At 68.6% G+C, this 15,426-nt stretch carries 9 protein-coding genes and 2 rRNA genes; 6 read left to right on the forward strand and 5 right to left on the reverse strand.

What is annotated here, in order from left to right:
• Positions 1–273: 273 nt before the first annotated feature.
• Both OHT77_RS27255 and rrf read left to right on the forward strand, forming a co-directional pair.
• A 23S ribosomal RNA gene (locus OHT77_RS27255) occupies positions 274–3,397 on the forward strand.
• 91 nt (positions 3,398–3,488) lie between these two features.
• Positions 3,489–3,605: ribosomal RNA gene (gene rrf, locus OHT77_RS27260) — 5S ribosomal RNA — on the forward strand.
• Between the two features lie 98 nt (positions 3,606–3,703).
• On the opposite strand, the gene OHT77_RS27265 is transcribed toward rrf, so the two are convergent.
• Genes OHT77_RS27265 through OHT77_RS27285 form a run of 5 tightly spaced genes read right to left on the reverse strand, consistent with a single transcriptional unit; the run spans position 3,704 to position 9,323 of the window.
• Positions 3,704–5,014, reverse strand: a complete 1,311-nt coding sequence (locus tag OHT77_RS27265) for a DUF58 domain-containing protein (protein ID WP_328831061.1) — start codon at positions 5,012–5,014, stop codon at positions 3,704–3,706.
• Positions 5,014–6,003, reverse strand: a complete 990-nt coding sequence (locus tag OHT77_RS27270) for an AAA family ATPase (RefSeq protein WP_266769267.1) — start codon at positions 6,001–6,003, stop codon at positions 5,014–5,016. Before OHT77_RS27270 ends, OHT77_RS27265 begins: the two co-directional genes overlap by 1 nt.
• The gene (locus OHT77_RS27275; RefSeq protein ID WP_328831062.1) at positions 6,003–7,196 is read right to left on the reverse strand and encodes a DUF4350 domain-containing protein; all 1,194 of its coding nucleotides are present in this window, start codon (positions 7,194–7,196) and stop codon (positions 6,003–6,005) included. The genes OHT77_RS27270 and OHT77_RS27275 overlap by 1 nt, the downstream gene beginning before the upstream one ends.
• Positions 7,193–7,978, reverse strand: a complete 786-nt coding sequence (locus tag OHT77_RS27280) for a DUF4129 domain-containing protein (RefSeq protein ID WP_328831063.1) — start codon at positions 7,976–7,978, stop codon at positions 7,193–7,195. Before OHT77_RS27280 ends, OHT77_RS27275 begins: the two co-directional genes overlap by 4 nt.
• A 4-nt stretch (positions 7,979–7,982) precedes the next feature.
• Positions 7,983–9,323, reverse strand: a complete 1,341-nt coding sequence (locus OHT77_RS27285) for a DUF7544 domain-containing protein (RefSeq protein WP_328831064.1) — start codon at positions 9,321–9,323, stop codon at positions 7,983–7,985.
• A 140-nt stretch (positions 9,324–9,463) separates the two neighbouring features.
• Between OHT77_RS27285 and mtnA the strand changes: the two genes are divergently transcribed.
• Genes mtnA through OHT77_RS27305 form a run of 4 tightly spaced genes read left to right on the forward strand, consistent with a single transcriptional unit; the run spans position 9,464 to position 15,209 of the window.
• On the forward strand, positions 9,464–10,603 hold the full coding sequence (gene mtnA, locus OHT77_RS27290) for an S-methyl-5-thioribose-1-phosphate isomerase (protein WP_328831065.1): 1,140 nt from the start codon (positions 9,464–9,466) through the stop codon (positions 10,601–10,603).
• Between the two features lie 8 nt (positions 10,604–10,611).
• Entirely contained in the window at positions 10,612–11,301 is a 690-nt protein-coding gene (mtrA, locus tag OHT77_RS27295) for a two-component system response regulator MtrA (protein ID WP_187284748.1), read from the forward strand.
• 1 nt (position 11,302) lies between these two features.
• The gene (mtrB, locus tag OHT77_RS27300; RefSeq protein WP_328831067.1) at positions 11,303–13,384 is read left to right on the forward strand and encodes an MtrAB system histidine kinase MtrB; all 2,082 of its coding nucleotides are present in this window, start codon (positions 11,303–11,305) and stop codon (positions 13,382–13,384) included.
• Positions 13,374–15,209: an LpqB family beta-propeller domain-containing protein gene (locus OHT77_RS27305; protein WP_401326839.1), complete on the forward strand. Its 1,836-nt coding sequence runs from the start codon at positions 13,374–13,376 to the stop codon at positions 15,207–15,209. The genes mtrB and OHT77_RS27305 overlap by 11 nt, the downstream gene beginning before the upstream one ends.
• The last annotated feature ends 217 nt before the right edge of the window (positions 15,210–15,426 follow it).

Raw genomic sequence — 15,426 nt, forward strand, 5'->3', positions numbered from 1 at the left:
GGCCATAACGCAGGCGAATGTTCTGCGGTGGTTGCTCAAGGGTGGAACGTTGATTATTCGGCACTGCCTGTCATCTCGGGCTGCAAGTACTGCTCTTCGGAGCGTGGAAAGCTGATCACGAGTGACGGTAGTGTCGGGCACGCTGTTGGGTGTCTGAAGGTACGGCTGTTACCAGCTGCCTTCAGTGCCGACCCCGGTAAAACATCGCGTGAGTGGTGTGTGACGGGTGGTTGGTCGTTGTTTGAGAACTGCACAGTGGACGCGAGCATCTGTGGCCAAGTTTTTAAGGGCGCACGGTGGATGCCTTGGCACCAGGAACCGATGAAGGACGTGGGAGGCCACGATAGTCCCCGGGGAGTCGTCAACCAGGCTTTGATCCGGGGGTTTCCGAATGGGGAAACCCGGCAGTCGTCATGGGCTGTCACCCTTGCCTGAACACATAGGGCAAGTGGAGGGAACGCGGGGAAGTGAAACATCTCAGTACCCGCAGGAAGAGAAAACAACCGTGATTCCGGGAGTAGTGGCGAGCGAAACCGGATGAGGCCAAACCGTATGCGTGTGAGACCCGGCAGGGGTTGCGTATACGGGGTTGTGGGATCTCTCTTTCACAGTCTGCCGGCTGTGAGACGAGTCAGAAACCGTTGATGTAGGCGAAGGACATGCGAAAGGTCCGGCGTAGAGGGTAAGACCCCCGTAGTCGAAACGTCAACGGCTCGTTTGAGAGACACCCAAGTAGCACGGGGCCCGAGAAATCCCGTGTGAATCTGGCGGGACCACCCGCTAAGCCTAAATATTCCCTGGTGACCGATAGCGGATAGTACCGTGAGGGAATGGTGAAAAGTACCGCGGGAGCGGAGTGAAATAGTACCTGAAACCGTGTGCCTACAAGCCGTGGGAGCGTCGCGTTGCATGCTTGCATGCAACGTCGTGACTGCGTGCCTTTTGAAGAATGAGCCTGCGAGTTTGCGGTGTGTTGCGAGGTTAACCCGTGTGGGGAAGCCGTAGCGAAAGCGAGTCCGAATAGGGCGATTTAGTAGCGCGCTCAAGACCCGAAGCGGAGTGATCTAGCCATGGGCAGGTTGAAGCGGAGGTAAGACTTCGTGGAGGACCGAACCCACCAGGGTTGAAAACCTGGGGGATGACCTGTGGTTAGGGGTGAAAGGCCAATCAAACTCCGTGATAGCTGGTTCTCCCCGAAATGCATTTAGGTGCAGCGTCGTGTGTTTCTTGCCGGAGGTAGAGCACTGGATAGGCGATGGGCCCTACCGGGTTACTGACCTTAGCCAAACTCCGAATGCCGGTAAGTGAGAGCACGGCAGTGAGACTGTGGGGGATAAGCTCCATGGTCGAGAGGGAAACAGCCCAGAGCATCGACTAAGGCCCCTAAGCGTACGCTAAGTGGGAAAGGATGTGGAGTCGCAGAGACAACCAGGAGGTTGGCTTAGAAGCAGCCACCCTTGAAAGAGTGCGTAATAGCTCACTGGTCTAGTGATTCCGCGCCGACAATGTAGCGGGGCTCAAGCGTACCGCCGAAGTCGTGTCATTCCAGCAATAAGCCCCAACGGGTGCTGGGATGGGTAGGGGAGCGTCGTGTGCCGGGTGAAGCTGCAGCGGAAGCTAGTGGTGGACGGTTCACGAGTGAGAATGCAGGCATGAGTAGCGATACACACGTGAGAAACGTGTGCGCCGATTGACTAAGGGTTCCTGGGTCAAGCTGATCTGCCCAGGGTAAGTCGGGACCTAAGGCGAGGCCGACAGGCGTAGTCGATGGATAACCGGTTGATATTCCGGTACCCGCTGTGAAGCGTCAAACATCGAGCATCGTGATGCTAAGGCCGTGAAGCCGTTCCGGACCCTTCGGGGAATGGAAAGTGGTGGAGCCGCCGGCCCAAGCGGTTAGTAGGTGAGTGATGGGGTGACGCAGGAAGGTAGTCCATCCCGGGCGGTGGTTGTCCCGGGGTAAGGGTGTAGGACGAGTGGTAGGCAAATCCGCCATTCATTAAGTCTGAGACCTGATGCCGAGCCGATTGTGGTGAAGTGGATGATCCTATGCTGTCGAGAAAAGCCTCTAGCGAGTTTCATGGCGGCCCGTACCCTAAACCGACTCAGGTGGTCAGGTAGAGAATACCGAGGCGTTCGGGTGAACTATGGTTAAGGAACTCGGCAAAATGCCCCCGTAACTTCGGGAGAAGGGGGGCCATCACCGGTGATTGAATTTACTTCATGAGCTGGGGGTGGCCGCAGAGACCAGCGAGAAGCGACTGTTTACTAAAAACACAGGTCCGTGCGAAGCCGTAAGGCGATGTATACGGACTGACGCCTGCCCGGTGCTGGAACGTTAAGGGGACCGGTTAGTCACTCTTCGGGGTGGCGAAGCTGAGAACTTAAGCGCCAGTAAACGGCGGTGGTAACTATAACCATCCTAAGGTAGCGAAATTCCTTGTCGGGTAAGTTCCGACCTGCACGAATGGCGTAACGACTTCTCGACTGTCTCAACCATAGGCCCGGTGAAATTGCACTACGAGTAAAGATGCTCGTTTCGCGCAGCAGGACGGAAAGACCCCGGGACCTTTACTACAGTTTGATATTGGTGTTCGGTTCGGCTTGTGTAGGATAGCTGGGAGACTGTGAAGCTCACACGCCAGTGTGGGTGGAGTCGTCGTTGAAATACCAGTCTGGTCGTGCTGGATGTCTAACCTGGGTCCGTGATCCGGATCAGGGACAGTGTCTGATGGGTAGTTTAACTGGGGCGGTTGCCTCCTAAAGAGTAACGGAGGCGCCCAAAGGTTCCCTCAGCCTGGTTGGCAATCAGGTGTTGAGTGTAAGTGCACAAGGGAGCTTGACTGTGAGACCGACGGGTCGAGCAGGGACGAAAGTCGGGACTAGTGATCCGGCGGTGGCTTGTGGAAGCGCCGTCGCTCAACGGATAAAAGGTACCCCGGGGATAACAGGCTGATCTTCCCCAAGAGTCCATATCGACGGGATGGTTTGGCACCTCGATGTCGGCTCGTCGCATCCTGGGGCTGGAGTCGGTCCCAAGGGTTGGGCTGTTCGCCCATTAAAGCGGTACGCGAGCTGGGTTTAGAACGTCGTGAGACAGTTCGGTCCCTATCCGCTGCGCGCGCAGGAACATTGAGAAGGGCTGTCCCTAGTACGAGAGGACCGGGACGGACGAACCTCTGGTGTGCCAGTTGTTCTGCCAAGGGCATGGCTGGTTGGCTACGTTCGGGAGGGATAACCGCTGAAAGCATCTAAGCGGGAAGCCTGCTTCGAGATGAGTGTTCCCACCCCCTTGAGGGGTTAAGGCTCCCAGTAGACGACTGGGTTGATAGGCCGGATCTGGAAGCCCAGTAATGGGTGGAGGTGACCGGTACTAATAGGCCGAGGGCTTGTCCTCAGTTGCTCGCGTCCACTGTGTTGGTTCTGAAACCACGAACAACCCCATTGCCATGGTCACGGTGATGGTGCGGTTGTCTGTTTCATAGTGTTTCGGTGGTCATAGCGTGAGGGAAACGCCCGGTTACATTCCGAACCCGGAAGCTAAGCCTTACAGCGCCGATGGTACTGCAGGGGGGACCCTGTGGGAGAGTAGGACGCCGCCGAACAAATATTGCGAAAACCCCCGTACCGTTAATTCGGTACGGGGGTTTTCTGTGTTTAAGGGGTTCCGTAATGGGCTCTGCTTTCCAAGCAGGGCCCTTGATTACAGACGTCCCGCGCTCTTCAGGGCCAGATACGCGTCCGCCAATGCCGGCGCGAGGTCGTCCGGTGTCGCGTCGACGACGGTGACGCCGTGGCGGCGGAGTTTTTCCGCGGTGCGGTCGCGTTCGGTCTGGGCGCGGGCGGCGGCTGCGGCCTCGTAGACCGCCTCCGTGTTTCCGCGGGATGTGGCCATGCGGGCGATGTGGGGATCCGCTACGGATGCCACCAGAACCGTGTGGCGCTGGGTGAGTTGGGCGAGTACGGGGAGCAGGCCCTCTTCGACGGGGGCCGCGTCGAGGCTGGTCAGCAGGACGATCAGGGAGCGGCGGGGGGCCGTACGGATCGCGGTGGCTGCCAGGCCTCGGGCGTCTGTCTCGACGAGTTCGGGTTCGAGTGTCGCCATGGCGTTGACCAGGGACGGGAGTACGTCACGGGCCGTGCGGCCCTGGACGAGGGTGCGGACCCGGCGGTCGTAGGCGAGGAGGTCCACGCGGTCGCCGGCGCGGGATGCCAGGGCTGCCAGGAGCAGGGCCGCGTCCATGGAGGCGTCGAGCCGGGGGGCGTCGCCGACGCGGCCCGCTGAGGTGCGGCCGGTGTCGAGGACCAGGAGGATGTGGCGGTCGCGTTCGGGGCGCCAGGTGCGTACCGCGACCGATGTCTGGCGGGCGGTGGCGCGCCAGTCGATGGAACGGGTGTCGTCGCCGGGGACGTATTCGCGCAGGCTGTCGAACTCCGTGCCCACACCGCGGGTCAGGACGCTGGTGCGGCCGTCGAGTTCGCGCAGACGGGCGAGTTTGGACGGGAGGTGCTTGCGGCTGGTGAAGGGGGGCAGGACGCGTACCGCCCAGGGGACCGCGTGGGTGCCCTGGCGGGTGAGGAGGCCGAGGGGGCCGTAGGAACGGATGGTCACTCGGTCTGCGTGGCGGTCGCCGCGGCGGGTGGGGCGTAGGCGGGTGGTGAGGCGGCGGCGTTCGCCCGGCGGGACCGTCAGGCGGTGGCGGGAGGCGGTGAATTCGGTGCCGGGGAGCCAGCTGCTGGGGGGCCAGGCGTCGCGGATGCGGGCGCGGAGCGGGCGGCGGGACGGGTTGGTGACCGTCAAGGTGACGTCGGCGGTTTCGCCCAGGCGTACGGAGGTGTCGCCCGAGCGGGTGAGGCTCAGGTGGCGGACCGGGGCGGCCAGGGCGAAGTCGCAGGCGCAGGCCAGTGCCAGGGGGGCGTTGACGGCGAGGATGCCCGTCCAGCTGGGTTCCCAGATGCCTACGGGGAGGGAGCCCATGGCTGCGAGGAGGGCGGCGCGTCCGGTGAGGGCCATCAGCGGGGGACCGGCACGTGGGCGAGGATCGCGTTGATGACGGAGTCCGCCGTCACGCCCTCCATCTCGGCCTCGGGGCGCAGTTGTACGCGGTGGCGGAGGGTGGGGAGCGCGAGGGCCTTCACGTCGTCCGGGATGACGTAGTCGCGGCCGGTGAGCCAGGCCCACGCGCGCGAGGTGGCCAGGAGGGCGGTGGCGCCGCGCGGGGACACGCCGAGCGTGAGGGACGGCGACTCGCGGGTGGCGCGGCAGATGTCGACCACGTAGGCGGTGATCTCGGGGGAGATCGTCGTCTTGGCGACGGCCGCGCGGGCTGCTTCGAGGTCGGCGGGGCCTGCGACGGGGCGCAGGCCGGCGGCGTGCAGGTCGCGCGGGTTGAAGCCCTCGGAGTGGCGGGTGAGGACGTCGATCTCGTCCTGGCGGGAGGGCAGAGGGATCGTCAGTTTGAGGAGGAAGCGGTCGAGTTGGGCCTCGGGGAGGGGGTACGTGCCCTCGTACTCGACGGGGTTCTGCGTCGCGGCGACCAGGAACGGGTCGGGGAGCGGGCGCGGGGTGCCGTCGACCGTGACCTGGCGTTCCTCCATGGCCTCCAGGAGGGACGACTGGGTCTTCGGAGGGGTGCGGTTGATCTCGTCCGCGAGGAGCAGGTTGGTGAAGACCGGGCCGGGCTGGAAGCGGAACTCGGCGGAGCGGGTGTCGTAGACCAGGGAGCCGGTGACGTCGCTCGGCATCAGGTCCGGGGTGAACTGGATGCGCTTGGTGTCGAGTTCGAGCGCGGATGCGAGGGCGCGGACGAGCAACGTTTTGGCGACCCCGGGGACTCCTTCTAGGAGAACGTGTCCGCGGCAGAGGAGGGCGACGACGAGACCGGTCACGGCGGGGTCCTGGCCGACCACGGCTTTGGCGATCTCGGCTCGCAGGGATTCGAGGGAGGCCCGGGCGGTGCCCGCGTCCCCCATGGTCCCGGCGTTGTCAGTGGTCGGATCCATCATGAACGGCGTACCTCTCTTTCGAGGGCGTCGAGTTGGTCGGCAAGTGCGATGAGGGCCGCGTCGTCGCTGGGCGGCGGGCCGAAGAGGAGGGCGTGCAGGGTCTGTCCGTCGCCGTGGAGGTGGGCGGAGAGCGCGGGGAGCAGGGCTTCGGGCGCGTGCGCCTGGGAGACGGGGACGCCGGTGAGGAGGGCGAGGCGGGTGCGGGTGGTGGAGCGCAGGGCGTTGGCCGCGCGGTCGCGGGCGTTGGCCTTGCGGTAGAGGCGGGCGCGGCCTTCGACGGTCTCGGAGGCGCGGATCGCCACGGGGAGTTTTTCGGGCACCAGGGGGCCGAGTCGGCGTGCCCGCCACAGGGCGGCCACGGCAGCGGCGATGAACAGCTGCAGGGTGCCCCAGAGCCAGCCCGAGGGGAGCAGGTCGAAGAAGCTCTGGCTGCCGGAGTCGGTGGCCGAGGCGTCGGTCAGGGAGGGGAGGTACCAGACCAGATGGGGGCGGGAGCCGAGGAGTTGGACGGCGAGCGAGGCGTTGCCCTGCTTGTCGAGACGCTTGTTGAAGAGGATGTCGGGCGAGCCGATGACGACGGTGTCGCCGCCCCTGGACGCGTCCGGGAGGCGGAGCAGGGTCGATCGGCCGTCACTGGGGTAGCACTCGTCGGCGTTGTCGGCGGTGGTCGTGTACCGGTAGTCGCCGGTCTCCGCGTCGCCTGCGCGCCGGGCGGCGGGCAGGAAGCAGTCGGGGGAGAGCGTCGAGGTGAGGGCGGGTCCGGGGTCCGCGGTGACCTCGGGGGCGAGCCGGGGCAGGGACGCGGGACCGGGGGCGACGAGGACCGTACGGCTGCCGGAGTCGGCGAACGCCGAGTGCAGGCCGGACTGCTGACGGTCGGTCAGCAGGTCGGGGACGGCGACCAGGAGGGTGGTGTCCGGGCCGGCCGCGGCGCGGGCCTGGGCCAGGGTGGTGACCACGCGCGTGGACACGCCCCGGTCGCCGAGGAGTTCGGCGACGGCGCGGCTGCCGTAGGGGTCGGCGGAGCGCGGGTCGAGGTCGCCGTGCCGGGCGTCGGAGCGGATCGCGGCGATGGCGACGGCGGCGGCCAGGAGGATCACGAGGGCGAGGACGATGCCCCGCGTGCGGGTCCACACCTGGCGGGCGGTCGGCGAGGCCGAGGTGGCGGGAAGCGTGGCCTCCGCGGTCATTCGGCGGCCCCCTGGCTGGTGTGGTGGGCCGTGCTGTGGGCGCTGCTCGTGAGGACGGGCCTGGTCCGCTCCAGTTCGCGGTCGAGTTCGGCGATGCGGCGGTACGACTGCTCGCTCGCGCCGCGTCCGCCGTATGTCACGTCGTCGAAGTGGGCGGCGGCGGCGCGGAGTTCGGCGGTGTGCGAGGGCAGTGCGCGGCCGGCTTCCGCGACGGCCTCGTCGGCTGTGCGGCCGGGGCGGGCGTCGAGCAGGGCCCGTTCCTCCAGGGCGCGGACGATGGCGCGCATGCGTTCCTGCACGGCGGGGTTCCAGTGTCCCTGGGCCGCGTGTGCCTCGGCGGCCGAGCGGTGTTCGGCGGCGCTGCGGGGGCCGTCCTCGAACAGGGCGGCGGCGGAGCCGGGTTGGCGGCGCGGGGTGCCGAGGCGCCACCACAGGGCGGCGCCGACGACGAGGACGGCCAGGACGACGACGAGCAGGCCGAGCGTGCCGCCGGGTGCGGCCTCGGATGCCCTGCTGAACAGTTTGTCGATCCAGTTCCAGATGGCGTCCAGGGCCCGCTGCACCAGGCTGGGGTCGTTCTGGTGGTACATCTGCTTGGACAGTTCACGCCGGGCCGCTTCCCGCGCGGGGTCGCGCGGGGTCGTCACCGGCGGCTCGTCGCCCGAGAGGGCCGAGAACCGGACGACCGTGCCGTGGGCGCGCAGCAGCGCCCCCGTGACCGACTCGGCGGCGCGCGGCGGCGCCGTGGATACCGCTGTGAGAACTCCCCCCGCCAGGCTCACCGCATCAGCTCCCGGGAGTGGGGCCGGGGGCGGCGGTGCCCTGGTCCGGGACGCCGGCCGCGCGGGCCAGGTCGAGGTCGAGGGCCTCGCGGCGGATGCGCTGGTCGATGTACAGGAGCACGGTGACGCCCGCCGTGATCGGGAACGCGATCATGCGGCCGATCACCGAGCCGAGGCCGCTGATGATGAGGAACGTCCAGCCGAGGTCGCCGGTGCCGTCGACGAGTCCGCTGATGCCGTCGCCGCTGAACAGCCCGGCGATGAAGGCGAACGGGATGACGAGGATCGACGACAGGATGCTCGCGATGATCTGGGCGAGCAGCTGGATGCCGAAGATGCGCCACCAGGAGCCGCGGACCAGCTTCGCGGAGCGGGTCATCGACTTGATGATGCCCTGCTTCTCCAGCATCAGCGCGGGCGAGGCGAGGGAGAAGCGGATCGCCAGCCACAGGGTGACGACGCAGCCGGCGAGGCCGCCGATGACGGCGAGCGCGATGCCCGCGCCCTCCGAGCCGACGAGCGCCACGATGATGCCGGGCACGGTGGGGACGCCGATCAGGACGACGGCCATGAGGAGCAGCAGGCAGATCAGGCCGAACAGCTTGAGCACCTGGGGGCGGGCGTCGCGCCAGGCCTCTCCGGCGGTGACCGGCTTGCCGAGCACGGCGCGGCTGGTGACCGAGGTGAGCAGGGCGGTGGCGATGACGGTGCCGATGAGGACGACCAGGTAGACGACGCCGGTGCTGAGGAAGGCCTCGCTCATGGCGCGGGTCACTTCGGAGGCGCTGGCGTTGGGGTCGTCGAGGGCGTTGGTGCTGGAGAGGTCGCTGAAGGCGAAGCCCTGGACGAGGACGACGATGGTCTGCATGACGACGGCGACGCTGAGCGAGACGCCCAGGACCGTGCGCCAGTAGGTGCGCATGGTGGAGACGGCGCCGTCGAGGATCTCGCCCACGCCGAGTGGGCGGAGCGGGATGACACCGGGCTTGGCCGCGGGCGGCGGGCCGCCCCAGCCGGCTCCCCAGCCGCCGGGAGGGCCGTAGCCTCCGGGGCCGCCGTAACCGCCGTATCCCCCAGGACCGCCGGGGCCGCCGGGCCGGCCGCCGCCCCAGCCCGGACCCGGTGGTGGGGGCGGTGGGGCCTGGTCCTGGCCGGGGGCGCCGGTGGGCGCGGACCACTGGGCGGCCGGGGGCTGCTCCTTGGACCACTGCGGGCCGGGGCCCGGCTGGTCCGCGGGCTGTGCGGGACCGGAGCCGTCGGCCGGCTCGGTGGTACCGGACGCGCCGGGCTCGGGCCCGTCGGGCGGGGCGGATCCGGGCGAGGCCCAGCCCGGAGTGTCGTTCATCGTCGCTCCTTCACGGTGCCCGTCCGCGGGCGCGGCGGCAGGTTGGCAGCCATCGTGCCATGGGGTGGTCGAGCGGTGACCGGCCGCGGTATGGGCTGCACACCTTCAATTGTCCGCCGGATACGGGGCAGACTGACCGCATGGCTGATCAGTACGCGCAATCCGGCGAGGACGGCCGGCCGACCGACATACCCGCGATCCGATGGGACGAACCTCCCGAGGGTCCTGTGCTGGTCCTGCTCGACCAGACGAGACTGCCGGCCGAGGAGGTCGAGCTGGTCTGCACGGACGCGTCCGCCCTGGTGGAGGCGATCCGCTCACTGGCGGTGCGCGGGGCACCGCTGCTCGGCATCGCGGGGGCGTACGGCGTCGCGCTCGCCGCCGCGCGGGGCTTCGACGTGGACGAGGCCGCGATCGCGCTGGCGGGCGCCCGGCCCACCGCGGTGAACCTCTCCCTGGGCGTCCGCAGGGCTCAGACCGCGCACCGGGCCGCGCTCGCCGAGGGGGGTGGCGCCGAGCGGGCGGCGGCGGCCGCGTTGGCCGCGGCGCGGCGGCTGCACCAGGAGGACGCCGAGGCCAGCGCGCGGATGGCCGCGCACGGGCTGGCCCTGCTGGACGAGCTGCTGCCCGGCGGCGGGCACCGGATCCTGACGCACTGCAACACCGGGGCGCTGGTCTCCGGCGGCGAGGGCACGGCCTTCGCGGTGGCGCTCGCGGCGCACCGGGACGGGCGGCTGAGGCGGCTGTGGGTGGACGAAACGCGTCCGTTGCTGCAAGGTGCTCGCCTGACGGCGTATGAGGCGGCACGCAACGGAATGGCGTACACCTTGCTCACGGACAACGCGGCGGGCTCTTTGTTCGCGGCCGGGGAGGTGGATGCGGTGCTGATCGGGGCGGACCGGATCGCCGCCGACGGTTCGGTGGCGAACAAGGTGGGGAGCTATCCGCTCGCCGTGCTCGCCCGGTACCACCATGTGCCGTTCATCGTGGTGGCGCCGGTGACGACGGTCGATCCGGACACGCCGGACGGAGCGTCCATCGAGGTGGAGCAGCGCCCGGGCTTCGAAGTGACGGAGATCACATCACCCCAAGTGACGGTGTCGGGAGCGGGAGGCGGGATTCCGGTGGCACCGCTGGGAACCCAGGCCTACAACCCGGCGTTCGACGTGACGCCTCCCGAGCTGGTGACGGCGATCGTCACCGAAGAAGGCGCTGTTTCGCCCGTGACGGCGGAGGCGCTGGCAGAGCTGTGTGACAGGTCACGACAGGTAACGATTTAGTTAATGGGATGATGTCGTTTATGAAGGGACGAGTCCTTGTCGTCGATGACGACACCGCACTGGCCGAGATGCTCGGCATTGTGTTGCGTGGTGAAGGTTTTGAGCCGTCTTTCGTAGCCGACGGCGACAAGGCGCTGGCCGCTTTCCGTGAGAGCAAGCCCGACCTGGTGCTCCTGGACCTGATGCTGCCCGGACGGGACGGTATCGAGGTGTGCCGCCTGATCAGGGCGGAGTCCGGGGTACCGATCGTGATGCTCACGGCGAAGAGCGACACCGTCGACGTCGTGGTGGGCCTGGAGTCGGGCGCGGACGACTACATCGTGAAGCCGTTCAAGCCGAAGGAGCTGGTCGCCCGGATCCGGGCCCGGCTGCGGAGGTCTGAGGAGCCCGCGCCCGAGCAGCTCGCCATAGGCGACCTGGTCATCGACGTGGCCGGTCACTCCGTGAAGCGGGACGGGCAGTCCATCGCCCTGACCCCGCTGGAGTTCGACCTGCTGGTCGCGCTGGCCCGTAAACCGTGGCAGGTGTTCACGCGTGAGGTGCTCCTGGAGCAGGTCTGGGGCTACCGGCACGCGGCGGACACCCGGCTGGTCAACGTGCATGTCCAGCGGCTGCGTTCCAAGGTCGAGAAGGACCCGGAGCGGCCGGAGATCGTGGTGACCGTCCGAGGTGTCGGTTACAAGGCGGGACCGAGCTGACATGTCCAGGGACAGTGCCGCTTCGGCGCCCGGGGGGTCCGGGGCTCGTGCGGGGCGGCCTGTCGGCCGGAAGGCGGCGGGCTCCCGCTGGGGGCGCCTGCTGGAGGGCGGGCTGCTGCAGGGCGGGGTCCAGGGCAGCCCGGTCCTGCGCCTGTTCATGCGCTGGGTCCGCCGGCCGCTGCTGCCCGTCATGCGGCTGTGGCGGCGCAACATCCAGCTCAAGGTCGTCGTCACCACCCTGCTGATGTCCCTGGGCGTCGTCCTGCTGCTCGGCTTCGTCGTCATCGGCCAGGTGCGCAACGGCCTGCTCGACGCCAAGGTGAAGGCCTCCCAGAGCCAGGCGACGGGCGGCTTCGCCGTGGCCAAGCAGCGGGCCGACGAAGCGGCCACCGGGACCGCCGACGACGGCTCCGCCACTGGAGGCAACTCCTCCCAGAACGTCATCCAGTGGATGAGCGACCTCGTGTCGTCGCTCTCCAGCGGCGGCCAGGGCGCCTTCGACGTGGTGACCCTGCCCGCCGGCATGGACAGCGGCGGCGGACGCAGCCCGCGCGGCTCCGGCTACGTCGACCCGTCCGCCAGCGTCCCCGAGGACCTGCGCGCGCGGGTCAACGACCGTACGACCGCCGCCCAGAGCTACACCCGGATCATCTACAGCAACGGCAAGGAATCCCAGCCGGCGCTCGTCGTGGGCAAGCAGGTCAACGACCCGAACGGCGATCCCTACCAGCTGTACTACCTCTTCCCGCTCACCCAGGAGGAGAAGTCGCTCAGCCTGGTCAAGGGGACCCTCGCCACGGCCGGACTCTTCGTCGTCGTACTCCTGGGAGCCATCGCCTGGCTCGTCGTACGGCAGGTCGTCACGCCGGTGCGGATGGCCGCCGGGATCGCCGAGCGGCTGTCCGCAGGGCGCCTCCAGGAGCGCATGAAGGTCACCGGTGAGGACGACATCGCGCGCCTCGGCGAGGCCTTCAACAAGATGGCCCAGAACCTCCAGCTGAAGATCCAGCAGCTGGAGGACCTGTCGCGGATGCAGCGGCGGTTCGTGTCCGACGTGTCGCACGAGCTGCGGACGCCGCTGACGACCGTACGGATGGCGGCGGATGTCATCCACGACGCGCGCGTGGACTTCGATCCGATGACCGCACGGTCGGCCGAACTCCTGGCCGACCAGCTGGACCGGTTCGAGACGCTGCTCGCGGACCTGCTGGAGATCAGCCGCTTCGACGCCGGCGCGGCGGCCCTGGAGGCCGAGCCGATAGACCTCAGAGAGGTCGTACGACGGGTCCTGAGCGGCGCTGAACCGCTCGCCGAGCGCAAGGGCACGCGGATACGCGTCGTCGGCGACCAGCAGCCCGTGGTCGCCGAGGCCGACGCCCGGCGGGTCGAGCGCGTGCTGCGCAACCTCGTCGTCAACGCCGTGGAGCACGGCGACGGCAAGGACGTCATAGTTAAGCTCGCCACCGCGGGCGGTGCGGTCGCCATCGCGGTGCGCGACTACGGGGTGGGGCTCAAGCCCGGCGAGGCGACCCGGGTGTTCAGCCGCTTCTGGCGCGCCGACCCGGCACGCGCGCGTACCACCGGCGGTACGGGTCTGGGGCTGTCCATCGCCCTGGAGGACGCGCGACTGCACGGCGGCTGGCTGCAGGCGTGGGGCGAGCCGGGCGGCGGCTCACAGTTCCGGCTGACGCTGCCGCGCACCGCCGACGAACCGCTGCGGGGCTCGCCGATACCCCTGGAGCCCAAGGACTCACGCCGTAATCGTGGACTTAATGAGGCCGGTCTGCCGAGCGGGGGCGGGGACAAGCGCGCGACGGTCCCGGTGCAGCCGATGGGTGACCAGGGGGCGCCGATATCCGGCCGGACCCCGATAGCCCCGAGGAACACCACGACCGCGACGGCGGACCCGACGGCGCTGCCCGGCAACGGCGCGCGCGTGGTGCCCCGGCCCACCGGCGGCACCCGGCGCCAGGACGACCGGCCGGCCGCGGAACCGGGGCGGAGCGAGGCCGCGGGCAGCACGGACCCGGCCGCCGCGCCGGAGAACACGACCAAGCAGGGGGAGGCATCTCGTGGGCGCTGACCGCGCGGCGGGCGCCCGGCGGAGACAGGGACGCGCGATGGCGTACGCCGCGTGTGGCGTCGTCGTACTGGCGGGATGCGCCTCGATGCCCGACAGCGGGGATCTCCGGGGGGTCGAGTCGACGCCCCGACAGGACACCCAGGTGCGCGTTTTCGCGATGCCACCCCGGGAGGACGCGTCGCAGGGCGAGATCGTGCAGGGCTTCCTGGAGGCACTGACCAGCGACGACCCGAACTTCAAGACAGCCCGCATGTACCTGACCGCCAAGGCCGCGCGCGGCTGGCAGCCGGAGCTGTCCACCACGGTCCTCGCCGACGGCCCGAGCACGATGGCCCTGCGCGCCCCGGCAGGCCGGGAGGACACCGACACCTTCACGTACACGCTGACCGGCAACCGGGTCGCCACCGTGGACGCGCAACAGGCGTACTCCCCGGCGGACGGGCAGTACAGCAAGTCCGTCCACCTCACGAAGGACGCGAAGAGCGGCCAGTGGCGCATCGACGAGCTGCCGCAGGGTGTCGTCATGGGCGAGTCGGACTTCCAGCGCAACTACATGTCGGTCAACAAGTACTACTTCGCGTCGAACACCTCGGCCGGCACCAGCTCGCAGCCGATCGCGGTCGCCGACCCCGTGTTCGTACGGCGGCGGGTCGACCCCGTGACACAGATGGTGCGGTCGCTGCTCAACGGGCCGACCAGCTGGCTCGGGCCCGTGGTCAGGTCGAGCTTCCCCACCGGGACGACGCTCCGCAAGGGCGTCACCTCGCTGACACCCGACGACCAGAACAAGCTGACGGTCCCGTTGAACCAGACGGCCTCCCGGGTCGGTCTCGCCCGGTGCAACGAGATGGCCACCCAGATCCTCTACACCCTCCAGACCATGACCCCCACGGTGGACGAGGTCGAGCTGCAGGCCGCCAACGGCGCGCAGTTGTGCGTCTACTCCGAGGAGAGCGCGGAGGGCCTCGCGGCACACGGTGCCGTGAACCGTCCCGAGTACCTGTACTTCCTCGACGACAAGCACCGGGTGGTACGGATGCCCGGCGCGGGCGGTGCGCACGCCGATCCGGTGCCGGGCGCACTGGGCGAGGGCGTCAAGCAGCTGCGGTCGGTGGCGATCTCGCGCGACGAGGAGACCGGGGCCGGCGTCGGCCTCGACGGGAAGTCGCTCTACGTCGGCTCGATGGTGTCCGGTGCGTCGCTCGGAGACCCCGTGCTGACCAGCCAGGGCAAGACCGAGGACGACCGGCTTACGCCGCCCAGCTGGGACGCGCAGGGCGACCTCTGGGTGGCCGACCGGGACCAGGCGAACCCCCGGCTGCTCCTGCTGCAGAAGGGCGCCGGACAGCCCATAACGGTGGAGGCACCGGGGCTCGACGGCCGTATCGAGTCGGTACGCGTCGCCGCCGACGGGGTACGGATCGCGCTCGTCGTGGAGAAGGACGGCAAGCGGTCCCTGCTCATCGGGCGGATCCAGCGGGGCGGGACGAGCAGCGAGCCGCCGGTGGTCTCGGTCCTCGAACTGCGGTCCGTCACCCCGGACCTGGAGGAGATCACGGCCATGTCGTGGGCCGGGGACAGCCGGCTCGTGGTGGTGGGCCGCGAACACGAAGGCGTCCTGCAGATGCGGTACGTCCAGGTCGACGGCTCCACACCGGAGGGCCCGGCGCCCGCCGCCCTGACCGGGGTCAAGGAGATCGCCGCGTCCGAGGACGACAAGCTGCCGCTGGTCGCCTACTCGGAGGACGGGATCGTACGGCTGCCCAGCGGGGCGCAGTGGCAGAAGGTGGTCAAGACGGGGTCGGCGCCGGTCTATCCGGGGTGAGGCCCTGATGTGTCCAGGTGATGCGCCGAGGTGATTGAGGTGCGCCGGTGTTCGAGGCGTCGGGGCATTGAGTCGACGGACTGAAAGCGGACTGAGAGCGGCCGTCTCCGGTCGGGCTGAGGCTCGGTGGAGGCGGCCGTTCGCGTGTTCCGGGGCGGGCTCGCACTCGTACGGGTGACGGCTGTCGACGGTCGCGTGGAGTTGTCCACAGGCCGTT

It is taken from the genome of Streptomyces sp. NBC_00252 (genome assembly GCF_036187565.1).
GTDB lineage: Bacteria > Actinomycetota > Actinomycetes > Streptomycetales > Streptomycetaceae > Streptomyces.

What these genes read in the sequence shown, in the direction of transcription:
- OHT77_RS27285 (WP_328831064.1), bottom strand. Translation starts at nt 9,323, where the DNA reads ATGAACGACACTCCGGGCTGGGCCTCGCCCGGATCCGCCCCGCCCGAC.
- OHT77_RS27275 (WP_328831062.1), bottom strand. Translation starts at nt 7,196, where the DNA reads ATGACCGCGGAGGCCACGCTTCCCGCCACCTCGGCCTCGCCGACCGCC.
- OHT77_RS27270 (WP_266769267.1), bottom strand. Translation starts at nt 6,003, where the DNA reads ATGGATCCGACCACTGACAACGCCGGGACCATGGGGGACGCGGGCACC.
- mtnA (WP_328831065.1), top strand. Translation starts at nt 9,464, where the DNA reads ATGGCTGATCAGTACGCGCAATCCGGCGAGGACGGCCGGCCGACCGAC.
- OHT77_RS27265 (WP_328831061.1), bottom strand. Translation starts at nt 5,014, where the DNA reads ATGGCCCTCACCGGACGCGCCGCCCTCCTCGCAGCCATGGGCTCCCTC.
- mtrB (WP_328831067.1), top strand. Translation starts at nt 11,303, where the DNA reads ATGTCCAGGGACAGTGCCGCTTCGGCGCCCGGGGGGTCCGGGGCTCGT.
- mtrA (WP_187284748.1), top strand. Translation starts at nt 10,612, where the DNA reads ATGATGTCGTTTATGAAGGGACGAGTCCTTGTCGTCGATGACGACACC.